The following is a 15,875-nucleotide window of genomic DNA, read 5'->3' on the forward strand; positions in this document are numbered from 1 at the left end:
ACGACCACGGCCAACGCTGAACGCCTCATGCCTTCCTGTGGAACGGGTTGACGGCCATGCCCGGGCGCCCGGGAACCGGGCGCGGGATGTCAGCGGCGCGGGGTGGGGCGGGTGAAGCCCAGCAGGTTGCTGCGGTTGTAGGACTGGATCTGGATGACGGTTCCGGTTCGTGGTGCGGCGATCATCTTGCCGGGGGCGATGACCAGGCCGACGTGACCGGGGTTGGTGGTCGTGGTGCCGGGGCCGGAGTTGAAGAAGACCAGGTCTCCTGGCCTTTCCCGCCCTCGCGGCACCTTTGGTCCGTGTCTCCATTGGTCGCCGGACACGCGTGGGATCGTGATTCCGGCGGAGCGGTAGGCGGCAAAGGTCAGGCCCGAGCAGTCGAAAGAGTCCGGGCCCTCGGCACCCCAGCCGTACGGTTTGCCGAGCTGCGCGCGAGCGAAGGTGATCGCCTTTGAGGCTGCCTGGCCGGGAGCCTGTACCGGGAACGCGTCGACCTCGCCGCAGGCCCCGCTCGCCTGCGGCGCTGTTGAGGAGGCACCTCGGGTGGTCTCGCCGGCCTTGGCGTAGGCGCGAGCTTGGCGCAGGACGCTTTGAACGTAGGTGGTCGAGTGGTTGTACCGGAACAGCGCCTGATGAATCTTGTCTGGTGCGCCTTCGTGCTTGAGGTAGCGGGCGGCGCCCGGGACGGCGTCCGCGGGGTCGTAGACGTCCTTGTCGCCGTCGCGGTCGCCGTCCACGCCGAAGGCCGCCCACGTCCCGGCCAGGAACTGCATGGGTCCAGCCGCGCCCGCCTGGTTGGTGCCTGATTTGATGCCGGGTTCGGTGCCGCGTCCGTGGTCGGATTCGATCTTGCCGACGGCGGCGAGCACGTGCCACCCGATTCCGTACCGCTGGCCTGCCTTGAGGTACAAGGCGCCGTAGACGGCGGGGATCCCGAGACCGGTCTGTCCCGAGGGCGGCTGGCACGCCGCCTCTCCGGAGTCGGAACCGGGCAGGACGGCACCGAGGACGGCGACGAACACCGCCGCAAGCATGAGCACGGCGACCACCGCCCCGATGAGGAGCGGCATCAGGACCGCTCGGGTTCAGGGTTTCGGGTGGTTCGCCACACTCGGGCCAGGGCGGCGAGGCGGAGCTTTGGGCCGTGGGTTCCGGCTGGTCGCCACACCGGCCCAGCAGGCCCTTGGAGAGAGCTGGAAAGTGTGTGGACGGCGGTTGCGACGGGGACCTCGGGGGTCCCGAGTCGTTCGCGTAGGTTGGCTTCGCGTCGTGGGCTGGGCAGCCAGAACAGGACGGGGGTGGTGGTGCCGGTGGATTCGGCGAGGTCGGCGTAGCCGCCGAGTTTGGCCGCGACCCGTGCCAGGGTTTCGGTGCCGTTGTCGTACTCGAGGAAGAAGTCCAGAGTGTTGGGCGTGCCGTCGGGTGCGGGTTCGGTCCAGCGGCCGAAGGCGTCGGGGCGGGCGAGGTCGCCCCACAGGTTGGCGCAGCGTTGCTCGGACCACCACTCCTGCACCGAGGTGCCGTCCGATCGGTCGCGGGCGTGGGCGTTCAGGCGGGTGAAGAAGTCGTTCACGCCGACCTGGTGTCCGAGTTTGGACGAGAGCGCTATGGCGGTGGCGCGTGCCTGCCGGTAGCCGAACTCCTCGAGGGTCTTGTCTTGTGCGATGGCCAGGACGTGGGCGCCGGTAGGCCCGAGGACCCAGTGCCAGGGCCGGGACCCGACCGGGGCCCAGGGCCGGAACCGCAGCAGCGCATACAGGCGGTAGAGCTGGTTGAGCCGCTGGCGGGCGCGTTCGGGTGTGCGGAAGAACAGTGCGGTGATCTGGTCGGTGGTGAGCACCTTGTGTTCCCACACCAGGCCGAGCATCGTCCGATCGCGGTCGGTGAGGCGATAGGCCAGATCGGCCACCAGCTCCGGCGTCACCCGCGGTGGACGAGCCTGCGCCCCACGCAGACGGTGGACGACTTTCCTGGGCTGCGTCATGCCAGCTCCTCATCCTTGTCCGTAGGTGATGGGCCTTCGTTGACTGGAGGACCGCTGGGATCGGCTGATAGGTCGCGGAGCCCGACGTCGGGAATCTCGCGTTCGGGGACGGTGGCCACGAAGTGCTCACGGGAGGCCCGCTGAACCTCCCGTGCCCGCCCCGGGATGCGGTCGGGTAGTGGGCGGGTGCGGAAGGTGAAGGCGGGAGTGGGCGCGCTGCCGTGCATCAGCCGTCCGGCGGCCTGAAAGGCGCCCAGGTGGGAGAGATCGTGTGGGGTGAGGAGTGGAGCGGTGTGACGCGACAGATCGGCTGCGTCTTCGGGTGAGGCGGCGAAGTAGATCTTGTTGCGGGCGTCGGCCGAGACTGCCTCACGGAGGTCTTTGGGTAGTTGGGAGAGGTGTTGGTGGGCCAGGACGAGGCTGAAGCGGTAGGCGCGGGCTTCGGCGAGGATGTCGCCGACCGAGCCGGGCAGGTTGAGGAAGTTGTGCGCCTCGTCGATGTAGGCGGCGGCGTCGCGCCGCTGGTGCTCGGCCTGCTGGGCGCGTGGGGTGACGGCCTGCCAGGTGTGGGCCAGCAGCAGCGACCCGAAGAGCCGCACGGCGTCCTCACCCAGGACACCCTTGGGCAGACGGGCCAGGATCAGCCCGCCGGTGTCGAGCATGTGGGCGAGGTCGACGGTCGACTGGCCACCCGACAGGGTGTGGCGGATGAAGGGGCGCAGCAGTACGGCGCGGAGCTTGTTCATGACCGGGCTGATGGCTGAGGCGCGTGCGGCGGGGGTGAGTTCGTCGTAGGAAGCCCAGAATCCGCGCAGCAGCTCGTCAGAAAGCCTGCCGGTCACCCGCGCCCGATATGGGGTGTCGACCAGCAGGCGAGGGATGTCGCCGAGAGTGGCGCGTGCGCCGTTGACGCGGACGAGGGTCAGGCAGGCCGAGCGCAGCAGGTCGTCGAGTCTGGGTCCCCAGGATGAGGAGAAGCAGCGGCGGAAGGTGGTGACGATCGACTCGGCCGCGAACGAAGCATCCGTCCCGGCCAGCACGTTCAGGCTCGGTGGCTTCCCGGGCGCGGCCGGGTCGAACACCACGGTTCGGTCGATGGCGCGTTCGGGTAGCCGGTCCATGACGTCGGAGACGAGGTCGCCTTTGGGATCGATGACAAGGACGCCGCGTCCGGCCTGGGCGTCGGCGAGGACGAGGTTGGCCAGGAAGGTGGATTTGCCGACGCCGGTCTGCCCGAGGACGTGCACATGTTGGCGGGCGCCGGCGACGGTGAGGCCCACCGGCCGGGCCGCCCCCGCCTCCGAGTCCCCGAGCACCCGTATCCCGGGGCCTGCGGTGGGCACGGCGGGCGAGGGCGTGACCGGCCGGGCGCCGGCGCGCGTGACGCCGGGCGCGGCCAGATCGTGGGGAAGGTGGGCGAGGGCGGCCAGCTCGGGGACCGACAGCAGGTATCCGCTGTCGAGTCGGCGGGCGGCCAGATGCACTGCGGGGTTGGGGAGGCGTCGGCGGCGTAGGTGCTGGTGGCCGGAGGTGAACAGGGCGAAGGTGGAGGCGATCTCGTGCGCGTAGCCCCGCAGCCACGCCTTGGCCTCGCCGCCTTCAAGCTTGGTGGTGGCGACCGCGTAGCAGATCCGCACCGCGAAACGGGGCTGTGAGGCTTTGTCGAGGATGGCGCGGACCTGGTCGGCACGCTCGGGGAAATGGCGTGATATCTCGCCCGCCTGCCACTCTCTGGAGGGTGTCCTGCCTGGTGTGAGCAGGTCGAACACCCTCCCGCGAGCGCTGGTGGAACTGCCTGCGCGGAGTGCTGCTGCGGCCCGGTGCGCGCGGTGCAGGCGGCGTCCGGTCACCGGGCGGGCGGACACCTGGACGGCGAGGTGCTCACCCTCGGCCAGGCCGGACGCAGCGCCCAACAAGGCGCGCAGCGGGTCGGTGGTGTGGTCGGTGTTGAGTGGAAAGGAGTCGGGCCGTCCCAGCACGAGACGCCCACCGGCGGCTGCGGCTTCGGTTGGGATCGGGGGTGTGGCGGGACGGGTGGTCAGGGTGGCGCCGGGCCATGCGGACCGGATCGCCTTCTCCAACAGCCCGTCAGGAATCGTCCCGGGCACCCAGATCTGGAACCGGACGCCGTTGTGGTCGGCGATGTACTCGAACGTCAGATGTGGTTGCCCGAAGAGCGTGCGCTTCCATGCGGGGGCGGTGAGGCCCACCAGGCGCGACCACCACGCGGCGGCGCTGCTGTCCTCGATCTTGGGCGGCACCGCGATCTCGATCAGCCGCGCCCCTGGGGCGAGTCGCTGGTTCTGCCAACGCCACAGCAGCGACCGCGCCGCCGTCAGCACCGCAGCCCCAGCCAGGACGCACGCACCGGCGAACGGCCCATGCTCACTGGCCGTCTCCATGAGTGGCTGCGGGTCGCGCAAGAGCCGGGCCAGGAAGTCCAGCCAGCCGCCGGTGTCGAGTGCGGGTGATAGGGGCAGAGTCATTGCGGGCCTGCCTTCTTTCGCTGTGGTGCGGCGAGTTCGGCGGGGTCGGTGGTGGCCAACCTGTGTTCTTGTGCACTGGCCACCCCGGCGAAGGCGGCACGGTCGGAGCCGCCCTCGGTGCCGCACAACAGGCCCTCGCCCCTGCCCGCCGAAAGAAGAAAGGCCTTCTCTCCGTCGGTGAGGTGGAACGCCTCTGCGATCTCGTCGATGACCTGGGGAGCCTGTCGGAGCAGGATCTGGGTGGCGGAGTTGGCGATGACCGCGCGTCCGAGGTCGGAGGACAGCAGGTCGGCGGCGTCCTGGGTGACCACCGCGAGCCCGGCCCAGTGTTTCCGCGCCGATTTGGCGAGTTTGTAGAGGAAGCGGGCGCCTTCGCTTTCGCGCATGAGCGTCCAGGCCTCGTCGACCACGACCAGGCGGCGGCGACGGTCGTCGGGGTCGGTGACCCGGCGCCAGATCGCATCCAGTGCCAGCAGCATCCCGACCGGCCGTGTCTCCTCGGGCAGGTCACGCAGCGAGAACACGACCAGATGGCCCTCGGCGCGAGTGGTGGTCGGCCCGGCGAACAGGCCCCGGTAGGACCCGGTCACGTACGGGGCCAGCCGCGCCGACAGCTCCCCGGCCTCGGCTGTTCCGGCTTGGGCAGCGAGGTCGAGTTGGGCGGCCAGGTCGGCCAGCAGCGGGGCCTGGCGTTTCCAGGTGCGCGGGTCGGAGGTGATGCCGGCTGCGGCGTAGGCGGCGATCACGGCCCGGTCCAGCACCGCCCGCATGGTCGGCGCGAGCGGTTCGCCGAGCATCGCCGCCACCAGCGTCTGGACGAACAACGCGCGGCGGATCAGGGTGTCCTCGTCCTGCCCGGGCGGTAGGTCGAAGGGGTTGAAGCACACTCCCGGGGCCCCGAGCCCGATGTGGGTGCCGCCGACCACGTAGGCGAGGCGGCGGTATTCGTCTTCGGGGTCGACCACCGCGACCTGCACGCCTTGATACAGCAGGCGCAGGGTTTCGAGCTTGGTGAAGTAGGACTTGCCCGCGCCCGAGCGGGCGATGGTGACCGAGTTGTGGTTGTCGCAGGCGAACCGGTCCCAGACCACCACCCCGGCCGAGTAGGCGTTCAGCCCGTACAACACCGGCGTCTCACCGAGCCGGGGCTGCAGGTCGGGCGAGGAGAAGGGGAACGCGGCCGCCAGCGCGGTTGTATCGAACGCCCGCCGCACGTTCAGGCTGTCGACCCCGAGCGGGAGAGTGGTGGTCCACCCTTGCAGGGCACGGAACGTGGCCGGCTGGGCGTCCAGCAGGAGGGACGCGGTCAGCGCCCGCACTTGTTGCACTTCTGCGTCGAGGTCGTCCTGGGTGGCGGCGTGCACGGTCAGGTACAGCCCGACGCGGAACAGGCGGCCGTGGCCGCGGGCGAGGGAGGCGGCCAGTTCGGCGGCATCGTCGGCAGCGGCCTCGGCCGCGAAGTCGGCCAGTCTGCCCCGGTGGGCATCGGCGCGGGAGGCCGACTCCAGACGGGCCAGCTGCCGCCGGAGCCGTTGCGCGGCTACCAGCGGCGGCACCGGCTCAACGTGCAACGAGACGTCCAAACGCCCCGGATAGGTCAGCAGGGGCTCCAGCCAGCCGGCGCCGACCTCGCGCGGGTACCCGGTCACCGCGAAGGAGGCGCACACCTCGCCCGGCAACTCCACCGTCCTGGCGTTCACCCGCAACGCCGACGGACCGGGCACGCTCGCCGCACCCACCTCCGACTCCTCGTTCAACGGGCCGCAACGCTGGAGACCCTCGGCGAGCCAGCTGATGATCGTTCGTCGCGTCACAGCTCCTCCTTGGCGGTGATCACTTCATCGGGCCCTGCGTTATCCACAGGACGGGGTTCGGCTGGGGATAGAGATTCGGCCAGGACGGCGGTGCAGATGGCCGCGTCGAGAACCTCGGCCGTGACGCCGAGGGCACTGAGGGAGCGGACGGCTTCGTCGGCTCGCCGCAGGGCCACGGCCGCGCCAGCGTCCCGGCCCGCGCTCCGCTTGCGGGACTTGCTCCAGGGACGGGGATCGGTCTGGTGCTGCTGGGTGGTGTCGCTGATCACGATGAGGACTTGGCGGATGAGCAGGTCATGCCGAGCGCCGAGCTCGTTGAGGAAGTCGGCGTGGTCCCGGGCGGCCTGTTCCAGGTCCGGATCGGGCAGCGTGGGTGCGGCCTCGAGGATCGGTCCGGCCAGGCCCGACAGATCGACCGGGCGCGCTTGGACAAGGATCTGGACAGGCGCGTCAAGAGAGTTGAGCCAGCGCCCGAACACCGCGACCAGCCCGGCCTGCTCACCCGGCGTCCGCAGCCCGAAGGCCACCGTTCCCGCCCGCACGATCACTGCGGTGCCGCCCTCGGCCAACTCCATCGCCCCGTCCTCGCGCACCGCCCGCACGGGCAGCCGCAGCGGAGCGGGCAGGCGGCCACGCATCCGGCACCAGGAGGGCGGACCCTGCACCGGCTCGCCCGCTGACACCCGGGTTCTGGGGCGTCGGGCATGGGGCAGGGCGGCAACCGCCAGCCGGTCCAGACTCAAGCCGTCCCGGTGCGCAACCGTGAGCACGGCACCGCCGGCAACGACCGGCAGGACGAGGGCCGCCAGCAACGGCAAGGGCAACCGGTCACCGCCCGCGAGCACTATGGCCATAGCGACCGCACCACTGCCGGCCAGAATCGACAGCTGCCTAGCGGTCATGCCGTAGAGGATCTTGTCCGGGCGGTCCACATCCGCCGGGATCTTCGCCGACAGGGGCGGGGTGTCGTGGCGGTTCACGGTTTCCTCCGGGATGGGTTTCGGGTCTTGGGCGGCTCGATCCACAAGGGCAGTTGACGGTGCGGCACGGGCCGCTTGGGCATCCCCGGCAACATCAGCTGGCCCGACCGCACGCGCGGTCGCCGCGGAGCCGGAGCCGGGCGGGCCCCGGGCGGACGCGGCACGCGAGTCACCGGGATCGGAAGCGCAAGCTGCACCGGCCGCTTGGAGGCGGAGTGGCCCGCGGCCGGGATCGGTAGGGCGAGTTGCACGGGGCTCCTGCCTTGGTCGGTGTCAGAGTCTTCGCCCGCCGGCTCGGACGGAGGCGGCGGAACGGGATGCCTGGGAGCAGGGGTGGGCGGCGGCGGTTGCCAGCGCCTGTTCGGCTGGTCTCGTTGCGGGAACCGGTACGGCTTTGAGGTGGTCAGACCACGCATGGCCGCAGCGCCCGTCTTGCTCATCACGGCGCCCACCCCTCGGTAGAGCAGGAAGCTCTTGAGGAGCTGGCCGAGCATGCGGGGCTGGGCGGGTTGCCAGATGGTGCGTGCCACCCAGGCCGGGATGCGGATCAGCAGCCACAGCAGCGCGGTGGCCAGCAGCAGGTCGATGGCGTCGTTGCGGGTCGGGATGCCCAAAACCGAGCCCTGATCGTTCTTGATCTCGGTGAACAGCAACTGGAACGCTGTCGCCAGCACCAGCGACTGGACCACCTGAATGGCCAGCACACCGGTGATGCCCCGCCACCACAGCCGCGCCAGCCCGTCGGTCATCGGCAGGGCGTGGAACATCAGCGCCACCGGCGCCGCCGCGATCAGCACCATCGTGATCGCGACGCGGACGATGTAGATGAAGGCCACGCACAACGCCAGCACCACCACGCCCAGAGCGATCAACGCGGTGAAGGGCTGCATCGGGATCAGGCTCGCGGCGATGTAGCCGGCGATCACATCGGCCATCACGCCCGGATCGATGCGTTTCTCGGCGCTTGTCAGGAACGCTCCGGCCAGCCCGTTGGCCAACGAGATCCCGTACCCGATGACGATCAGACTCAGGTTCGAGGCCAGGAACGCCGCCACCAGCCGGGCCAGCAGCCGCCCCGGTGTCAGCTCACCGCCGGGAAGGGATTGCCCGGCCATCAACAGCACACCGGCCACCGACACGACCAGCACGAAACAGACGTTGGCGATGGTCTGCGACGTGCCCCACAGGTCCCGCGCCCGTGCCATATCGGGTGAGTCCAGCTCCGGAGTCCCCAGCACCGTCGCGCGCAACATCCCGAAGACCGGCTTGGCGGCCCAGGACACCAGGTCCTCAAACCACCCGTTCACGGCCCGCTTGGCCATGCACCCGACATCGACGAACCCGCACTCCTCCCCTCCAGACTTTTGCTGCCCGGTCCCAGGCGAGGAGGCTGGCGCTGGAAGCGGGGACGGAGCCGCCGGGCTCGAGCTGGTCGGCTGCGGAGCCGGACTGGACGATGGCGCCGGCGGCGGCGTGCTGGGTGTGGGAGCGGTCGGGGACGGGGCTTGGGTGAGGGAGGGTGCTGGTGACGGCGTATCCGCCACGCCCGGCGCCGCACCGGCGATCAGGGTCACGGCCGCGATCACGAGCAAGCCCGCTGCGACCGCCACTTGCCCCAGCTGACCACGGCAGGGCCGGTCGGGCCCGGGGTCACGCTTCACCGACGACGCTCTGCAGCAGCTTGACCAGCACTGGTGCTAGGACCGCTACGCCGTAGCCGAGCGCGGCGTAGCGCAGGGTCTTCTTGGCGGCCTCGACCTCTCCGGGGTCGCCGCCGGCCAGGATGTAGCGGACGCCGCCGATGGTGGCGAACAGCGTGGCCAGCCCCACCAGCAGGCTGACGATCACGTTCCGCAGGTTGGTGATGACCTGGTTCAGCGACTCGGCCTTGGCCAGCAGCGTCCCGGCCTCGGCGACATCGGGCACCACCAGCGCGGTGGCCGCACACCCGGCCGTCCACAGCAACGAGGCGGCCACCAGCCGACCCCGGTTAGCCCTCTGGCAGCGCACGCGGGGCGCACTGGGCTGCTCCTGGGCGGTCGGGGCGGTGTGGTGCGAGCGGTTGTTGGTGCTCATGGCAGCGTCTCCAGAATCTGACGATGGGAAGAACGAACTGCCGGACGAGATCACGGGCGCCGGTACAGCCCGGGCTGCGGGCGTCCTCCTCGAAAGGCGACTGGGTGACGGGTTGTGCACGGTGGGGACCGGGTGAACCGTCCGCCCTGGCCGTGCCGGGCCCGTGATCTCGACTGGCCCCCATGAAGCACCGCCTCAACCGCCCAGATTCACGCCCACGCCGCAAGAGATTGCTGAACCTTGACCAGCGGTGACGCCTGTGAATGCGCCTCGGGGCGGCATCGAGCGCCTGGTGACACTGCGCTGTGACGGTGGTGGCCGGTCCCCGGTCGCGCGTGGCCGGGCAAAGCACCGGTCGCGAGTTCTTGACGAAGACGTGACCGGCCTCCGCCGTAAAACCGGGCTGCTCGGCGGTGCTTCAAAGGTGCACAGGGGATCGGGTGACCGTCTCGGGTCACCCAGCAGATGCACCACACACCTTCCAACCCGAACGACCACGGCCACCACCGCTCCGGCGGCCCAGACACCGCCTCCACGACACGGCGGATGCTCCCACTGACCGTCTGGCTCTGCTCCGACAACTCCACCCGGCCCGACCACGACACCAGACCATCCGACACCCCGGCGGCGGCTCGAACGGCAGAGCTCTGCGCACGGCACCGCCAGGCCGTCGGACACCAACTCGCCCGCCACCTCATCGCGCTAGGCACCCGCGAAGGAGACACGGTCGCCGAAGCCTTCACCACCAGCGAGGCCACTCTGGTCGCCGCAGCCGAACTCAACCGGCGTGGCCTGGCCGCCGTCCCGCACTTCCCACTTGCCCAGCACATCGGCTCGCGCCTCCGCACGACCCTGACCGAGGAGCAGTTGGCGCGGGCGGGGATGCGCCCGTGCCGCCCCGACCAGATGGCCCGCGGCATGGCTGACCACCTGGGCGAGGTCGGCCTGGTCATCGCCGCGCCACCTCCCTACGACCCCGGCGGTGGCAGCCCTAGATCAAGGGAGCGCGGGTGCCCGGCCTGCCGGGCCGACATGGGGACGCCCAGCGGCGAACACCTGGGAGCGTTTCTGGCCGCCTCCTGGAAGCTGCTGCGCCCGGGCGGAGTCCTGGCGGTCATCACCACCGCCCGGCACCAGAACGACCGGCTGATCGACCCGGCACCGCGCATCATCCGCCAAGCCCAAGGGCTGGGGTTCCGCTACGCCCAGCACGTCATCGCGCTGCGCGTCCCCGTCGACAAAGACTCCCTGATGGTCCAGGCGGGCCCCACGGATCTGGCCGAACTTCGCGACAGCCGTTCCCGCGTCCTACCACCCGCCGTCACAGTCCACGCCGATCTTTGCCTGTTCCTTCGACCGGGAGGCGCCCGATGAACATGCCATTGCTGTCGGTGCTGGCGACGGGGCAGCGGCCCTCACGGCTCCAACGCCAGGGCCGGTATACGCCCGAATCGATGCGGCACCCAGGCAAGATGCTGCCCGCCCTCGCCGCCCAGGTGATCGAAGCCTTCACCGCTCCGGGCGATGTGGTCGTGGACCCGATGTGCGGGATCGGCACCACCCTGGTCGAGGCGATCCACCTCGGCCGCGACGCGGCCGGAATGGAATACGAAGCATCCTGGGCGGAAATGGCGGCGGCCAACGTCCTGCTCGCCCAGCGCCAAGGCGCCACCGGCACCGCCCGACTCGTCATCGGCGACGCCCGCACCATCGCCAGCGCACACGCACCCCTTCAGGGCAAGGCCACGCTGATCCTCACTTCACCACCGTACGGTTCTCACACCCACGGACACGTGCGCTCGGGCACCCGCGACGGGGACGGCGGCCCGGTCACCAAATGGAACCACCGCTACTCCACCGACCGCGGCAACCTCGCCCACCACAACCTCACCGCCCTGCTGAGCGGGTTCGGCCAGATCCTGGACGCCAGTGCGCAACTGCTGCGGCCCTGCGGCATCATCGCGATCACCGTCCGCCCGATCCGCCACCAAGGCGAGCTGATCGACCTGCCCGGCCGCGTCATCCAAACCGCGCACCACCACGGGCTGGTCCTCACCGACCGCCTCGCCGCACTGCTGGCCGGCCTCCGCGACGGCGAACTGATACCGCGCGCCTCCTTCTTCCAGATGCTCGAAACCCGCCGCGCCCACGACAAGGGCATACCCGCCTGCGCCACCGCCCACGAAGACCTCCTGATCTTCCAACGCGCCATCGATCTGGACGAAAACCACCCACGAGACGAGCGAGGAGCCCACGATGACCGACCCCAGGAGCCACCGCACCGCTCAGAAGAACCGGACCAGCCGACCACGGATCGAGGAGGTGCTGGGCCGTCTGCAACTGGGCGCCTGCGGACGTTGCGGAAGGGCCCGCTACCTGACCCGGCGCACAGCCCGCCGAGCAGCCCGCGTCGCCGCCCCCGGAACCCGGCTCCGCGCCTACCTCTGTGGGCCGAGCTGGCATCTGACCTCGATCCCGGGACAGAGCCAGATCACCGGTCCGCCCGTCACCGTCGTTCGCTTCCTCCCACGCGCCAGCGGCGGACTTGACGTGCGGGGACGAGTCGAGCGTGCATACCAGCGCCCCGGCACGACCGGCCGCCATCGCCCACACCCGCGTCCGCGGGCTACGGCAGGCGGCCGTGACCGCCGGAACGATCCCGATCCGCTGGAGAACACCCATGACACCCCAACACCCGACACCGGTACCCCCGGGTCCGTCCGGTTGCGGTCCGCACGCCGGGCCCGGACGGCCAGCCGCGCCCGATGGGCCGGTCGTCGCGGTCGTGTTGGGGACGTGTGGTGAACCCGGGACTGACACCAGCGGAGCTCCGTTCGCTGCCCGTCACCGTCGATCTGGTCACCGCAGGACGCGCGTTCGGCATCGGCCGCACCACCGCCTACCAGCTCGCCCGCACCGGACAGTTCCCGTGCCGGGTGCTGCGGATCGGGCGCAGCTACCGGGTGCGTACCGCCGACCTGCTCACCGCCCTCGGCCTGGCCGTGGACACCTCGTTCGGCCCGTCGCCGGACGGGCAGCCCCGCACAGCAACAGGAGGAATGAGTGGCCGCCAAGGGAAGCACGTTCAAGGCCTGCGGATGCCGCGATGAGGCAGGCAGGCTGCTGGGCACTAGATGCCCCAGGCTGCGCCGCAGCGACGGGCGCTGGACCACGAGCCACGGGAAGTGGAAGTACCAGCTGGAGCTGCCTCTCACCGCTGCGGGCGGCCGGCGAGCACCGCTGCGCCGCGGCGGGTTCTCCTCCCAGGATGCCGCGGAGGAGGAGATGAACCAAGCCAAGGAGCTGCTGGCGATTGCCGGTGACGACGAAGCGGCACGGGCGCAGATCGCCGATCTGATCACGGCTACCGTCCGCGCGACCAAGACACTCCCGGTCGCGGATGATGTTCGGCGCAAGATCCGCACCGGCCAGGACCTGGCGTCGTCGGTGACGGTGGGGGAGTACCTGGAGTCCTGGCTGGCCGGGCGCAAGAACCTGCGCGAGGGCACCCGCCGCAGCTACGCCAACCACATCGACCTCTACCTGATACCTCACCTCGGCCAGATCCGGCTGGACCGGCTCGGCGTCAGGGACGTGGACCGCGTCTTCGACGCGATCGACGAACACAACGAGACCATCACCCAGGCCCGCCAATCCTGCGACCCGAAACTGCGCGCCAAGGTCAAAGGGCGCCGGGTGGTCGGCTCGGCCACCAAACAGCGGATCCGGGCGACCCTGCGATCGGCGCTGAACAAGGCGATCCGCGAGCGGCTGATCGAGGTGAACGTGGCCGCCCTGGTAGAGCTGCCCTCGGGCAAGGCGCCCAAGGCGCTGGTGTGGACCGACGAACGCATCACCCAATGGGAGCGGGACTTCGCCGCTCACATCGAGACGATGAACGCACGCCGCAAACGCCAATCACAGCTCGAACCACACACCAGGATCGGGACGCGGATCAACCGGCTGGACGCCTACATCGGTGCCCCACGCCCCTCCAGGGTGATGGTCTGGACACCCGCCCTGACCAAGCGGTTCCTGCACCGCGCACGCCACCACCGGCTGTACGCCCAGTTCCACCTGATCGCCTTCCGTGGCCTGCGCCGCGGCGAATCCTGCGGCCTGCGCTGGTCCGACCTGGACCTGGAGAACGGGACGGCCACGATCCGGTGGCAGATCACCCAGGACGGGACCGAGACCCGTGAGGGCAAACCCAAATCAGAGGCCGGGGAGGGGACCATCAGCCTCGACAGCACCACAGTCAAGGTCCTGCGCGCGCACAAGGCCCGCCAGAACGCTGTACGTCTCGAAGCCGGGGACGCGTGGGTGGAGACCGGGTACGTGTTCACCACCCCGACCGGTGAGCCGTTGAACCCCAGCCAGGTCACCGAACAGTTCGAGTACCTGTCGATGGAAGCCGGGCTGCCGCCGATCCGCCTGCACGATCTCCGGCACGGCGCCGCGACCTTCCTGCTGGCCGCCGGATACGACATGAAGGTCGTCCAGGAGACGCTGCGGCTGTCGTCGATCACCATCGCCGCCGACATCTACACCAGCCTGCTCCCGCAGCTGGCCCGCCAGTCCGCCGAAGACGCCGCCGCCATCGTCCTGACCGCCGATCACCACGGCGCCAAAGCCGGCTCGAACGGTCAGATCTCCCGGCCAGGGAAGGCGCTGGTCGCAGTCCCGAAGTAGCCACCCACAAGCAGGGGGCGGCCCTCGACGGGGCCGCCCCCTGTGCCCGTGGCCGCATGCGACGCGGCCCGGGCTCCACCTCCTGAGCAGGAAGGCAGGACCATGCGGCACAGGCGCGACCAGCAGGTCAAGCCCCATATCGGCCCCCACGAGAACGGAGACCAGAGCTCCACGAGAATGACGGAGACCACCCTGTGAGCCCGATCTACCCCGGTGACCTGGTGCGGTACCGGATCGGATGGGAAGGCGTCCCGAGCGGCACCGAGGCCGAGTTCCTCGGTCAGACCGAGGGCACGCCGGGAGCGTTCACGGTGGCGGTCGAGTTGACCGGTGGCGGCCCGTGCCTGCGCGTCCCACTGCTCTGCCTGGAAGCGGTCAGCCCGCGCGAACCACCCGTGCCGCAGGGCGACGTCCAGGACCACATCCTCCCGAGCGGTGTTCGGGTCAGCGAGGGCAGCGACCCCCGCACGCGCGCTCCCCGCTGGAGCTGGATCGACCCGCACACCGCAGACCAACGGCGCCTGATCTGGAACCGCGACCGCGAGCTGACCGAGTACCGCATCGTCGGGGACGGCCCGGAGATCCCCACGGGCACCACCATCCCAACCGGCCCGACACGTCCCCAAGCGCACGACGTGGCTTGCGGGTTCTTCGAACGGCGGGCGTCGGCCATCCCCGAGCCCCCGTACGTGGCCGAGGACGGGTACGCCTGGATCCGCGCCCTGCCGAGCCGGCCCTTGGTCTGGCGGCCCCTGGTCGTGTGGGAAGGCGCGTCACTGGGCCGCTGGCCCGATGCCGTCGTGGCGGTCTGCCGAGCGCCCCAGGGACAGCCGCTGTTCGCAGCATCGGGGTGCTGGCACGCCGGAGCCGTCAAGGTCACCAACCACACCACGCGGGCCGGCCTTCGGGCGCGCCTGCTCCAGGTCAAGAAGGAGCTGGCCAATGCGTGAGCAGACCCGGCGGTGCTGGTGCGTGATCAACCACCCGCAGACCCCCGCGAAGCGCGCCGAGGTCGGTGCGTCCCTGGCCTATGCGCGCCGTATCGGAGACCCGTCCGCCGTCCTGCTCTGCCTCGCCATGCTCATCGGCCCGTGTCCCGCGTGGCCGACGCCCCAGACCACAAAGGAGACCAAGAAACAGACCGATGTGGACGAGCTGCTGCGCACGCTGGCCGGGCGCGCCGCCCCCGATGAGCCCATGGACAAAGAAACGCTGCGCATGCACGTCGCCCGGCAGGTCACCTGCCCCATCAACAAGACCGTCCTGGACCTCAAGAACTCCGTTGTGATCCAGGGCGGCAGCCCGTTCAATGGCACCGCGGTCATCAGCTCCCAGGCCTGGGACGAGCTCGGAGCCGACCTGCTCGACCGGTTCGCCGAGGAGGGTGTCATGCCCAAGATCGTGGACGCGCGGCTCCTGGACTGGACCATCCGGCCCATGGACTATGAAGAACTGGGCGTGTACCGCGACGTGCTGGACAAGTTCGCCGGAGACGAGGCGTTCGCACGCTGGTGGCGCCAACCGGTACCCGTGGGGTGCCTTCGACCTCGACAACGACCGCCACGTGTACGACCAGCTCAACCTGTTCCGCGACGGCGAAACCGTGGTCATGCGGCTCGAGTGGGAAGAACTGCCCCAGGGCACCACGGGCCGCGCAGTGGGCCGCCCGTACGAGCTGTACGGCAAGCCCATCAGCCCGGTCCAGTTCATCGAACTGCAGACCTCCGTTGCGTGGTGGTACCACTGAACCACCTGGAACGGGCACCTTCACCCACCTCCGAGCTCGAGCCGGGTTCCGGATTGGAGCCGCCTCTCACCGCGTGACCGGCTATAGGGCTGG

Annotated in this window: 13 protein-coding genes; 6 read left to right on the forward strand and 7 right to left on the reverse strand. The window is 70.2% G+C overall.

Annotated features, from left to right (window positions below; translation table 11 throughout):
• Window positions 1-89: 89 nt before the first annotated feature.
• The 7 genes from ABD340_RS44505 to ABD340_RS44535 form a co-directional block, all read right to left on the reverse strand.
• Entirely contained in the window at window positions 90-1,073 is a 984-nt protein-coding gene (locus ABD340_RS44505; RefSeq protein WP_344597823.1) for a C40 family peptidase, read from the reverse strand.
• Complete coding sequence (locus ABD340_RS44510; RefSeq protein ID WP_344597824.1) at window positions 1,073-1,987, reverse strand: replication-relaxation family protein; 915 nt, start codon at window positions 1,985-1,987, stop codon at window positions 1,073-1,075. Before ABD340_RS44510 ends, ABD340_RS44505 begins: the two co-directional genes overlap by 1 nt.
• Window positions 1,984-4,473 carry a DUF8128 domain-containing protein gene (locus ABD340_RS44515; protein ID WP_344597826.1) on the reverse strand — a complete coding sequence of 830 codons (2,490 nt, stop codon included), beginning with the start codon at window positions 4,471-4,473 and terminating at the stop codon, window positions 1,984-1,986. The genes ABD340_RS44510 and ABD340_RS44515 overlap by 4 nt, the downstream gene beginning before the upstream one ends.
• Window positions 4,470-6,287, reverse strand: coding sequence for a VirB4 family type IV secretion system protein (locus ABD340_RS44520; RefSeq protein ID WP_344597827.1), 1,818 nt, complete (start codon window positions 6,285-6,287; stop codon window positions 4,470-4,472). Before ABD340_RS44520 ends, ABD340_RS44515 begins: the two co-directional genes overlap by 4 nt.
• Window positions 6,284-7,312, reverse strand: a complete 1,029-nt coding sequence (locus tag ABD340_RS44525) for a PrgI family protein (protein WP_344597829.1) — start codon at window positions 7,310-7,312, stop codon at window positions 6,284-6,286. The genes ABD340_RS44520 and ABD340_RS44525 overlap by 4 nt, the downstream gene beginning before the upstream one ends.
• Window positions 7,264-8,589, reverse strand: coding sequence for a TrbL/VirB6 family protein (locus ABD340_RS44530; RefSeq protein WP_344597831.1), 1,326 nt, complete (start codon window positions 8,587-8,589; stop codon window positions 7,264-7,266). Before ABD340_RS44530 ends, ABD340_RS44525 begins: the two co-directional genes overlap by 49 nt.
• 328 nt (window positions 8,590-8,917) lie before the next feature.
• Complete coding sequence (locus ABD340_RS44535) at window positions 8,918-9,343, reverse strand: pilin (RefSeq protein WP_344597832.1); 426 nt, start codon at window positions 9,341-9,343, stop codon at window positions 8,918-8,920.
• Window positions 9,344-9,889: 546 nt separating this feature from the next.
• On the opposite strand from ABD340_RS44535, the gene ABD340_RS44540 reads away from it, so the two are divergent.
• The 6 genes from ABD340_RS44540 (at window position 9,890) to ABD340_RS44565 (ending at window position 15,859) form a co-directional block, all read left to right on the forward strand.
• Complete coding sequence (locus ABD340_RS44540; protein ID WP_344597833.1) at window positions 9,890-10,717, forward strand: hypothetical protein; 828 nt, start codon at window positions 9,890-9,892, stop codon at window positions 10,715-10,717.
• Window positions 10,714-11,892, forward strand: a complete 1,179-nt coding sequence (locus ABD340_RS44545) for a TRM11 family SAM-dependent methyltransferase (protein WP_344597834.1) — start codon at window positions 10,714-10,716, stop codon at window positions 11,890-11,892. The genes ABD340_RS44540 and ABD340_RS44545 overlap by 4 nt, the downstream gene beginning before the upstream one ends.
• Before the next feature lie 252 nt (window positions 11,893-12,144).
• A complete protein-coding gene (locus ABD340_RS44550; protein WP_344597836.1) occupies window positions 12,145-12,453 on the forward strand; it encodes a helix-turn-helix domain-containing protein in 309 nt (102 codons plus the stop codon).
• Window positions 12,407-14,035 carry a tyrosine-type recombinase/integrase gene (locus tag ABD340_RS44555; RefSeq protein WP_344597838.1) on the forward strand — a complete coding sequence of 543 codons (1,629 nt, stop codon included), beginning with the start codon at window positions 12,407-12,409 and terminating at the stop codon, window positions 14,033-14,035. The genes ABD340_RS44550 and ABD340_RS44555 overlap by 47 nt, the downstream gene beginning before the upstream one ends.
• 194 nt (window positions 14,036-14,229) lie before the next feature.
• The gene (locus ABD340_RS44560; protein ID WP_344597839.1) at window positions 14,230-14,985 is read left to right on the forward strand and encodes a hypothetical protein; all 756 of its coding nucleotides are present in this window, start codon (window positions 14,230-14,232) and stop codon (window positions 14,983-14,985) included.
• Window positions 14,978-15,859: a hypothetical protein gene (locus tag ABD340_RS44565; RefSeq protein WP_344597840.1), complete on the forward strand. Its 882-nt coding sequence runs from the start codon at window positions 14,978-14,980 to the stop codon at window positions 15,857-15,859. The genes ABD340_RS44560 and ABD340_RS44565 overlap by 8 nt, the downstream gene beginning before the upstream one ends.
• The last annotated feature ends 16 nt before the right edge of the window (window positions 15,860-15,875 follow it).

The organism is Actinomadura vinacea, from assembly GCF_039532545.1.
Classification (GTDB): Bacteria; Actinomycetota; Actinomycetes; order Streptosporangiales; family Streptosporangiaceae; genus Spirillospora; species Spirillospora vinacea.

What these genes read in the sequence shown, in the direction of transcription:
- ABD340_RS44535 (WP_344597832.1), bottom strand. Translation starts at nt 9,343, where the DNA reads ATGAGCACCAACAACCGCTCGCACCACACCGCCCCGACCGCCCAGGAG.
- ABD340_RS44530 (WP_344597831.1), bottom strand. Translation starts at nt 8,589, where the DNA reads ATGGCCAAGCGGGCCGTGAACGGGTGGTTTGAGGACCTGGTGTCCTGG.
- ABD340_RS44505 (WP_344597823.1), bottom strand. Translation starts at nt 1,073, where the DNA reads ATGCCGCTCCTCATCGGGGCGGTGGTCGCCGTGCTCATGCTTGCGGCG.
- ABD340_RS44540 (WP_344597833.1), top strand. Translation starts at nt 9,890, where the DNA reads ATGCTCCCACTGACCGTCTGGCTCTGCTCCGACAACTCCACCCGGCCC.
- ABD340_RS44510 (WP_344597824.1), bottom strand. Translation starts at nt 1,987, where the DNA reads ATGACGCAGCCCAGGAAAGTCGTCCACCGTCTGCGTGGGGCGCAGGCT.
- ABD340_RS44565 (WP_344597840.1), top strand. Translation starts at nt 14,978, where the DNA reads ATGCGTGAGCAGACCCGGCGGTGCTGGTGCGTGATCAACCACCCGCAG.
- ABD340_RS44515 (WP_344597826.1), bottom strand. Translation starts at nt 4,473, where the DNA reads ATGACTCTGCCCCTATCACCCGCACTCGACACCGGCGGCTGGCTGGAC.
- ABD340_RS44545 (WP_344597834.1), top strand. Translation starts at nt 10,714, where the DNA reads ATGAACATGCCATTGCTGTCGGTGCTGGCGACGGGGCAGCGGCCCTCA.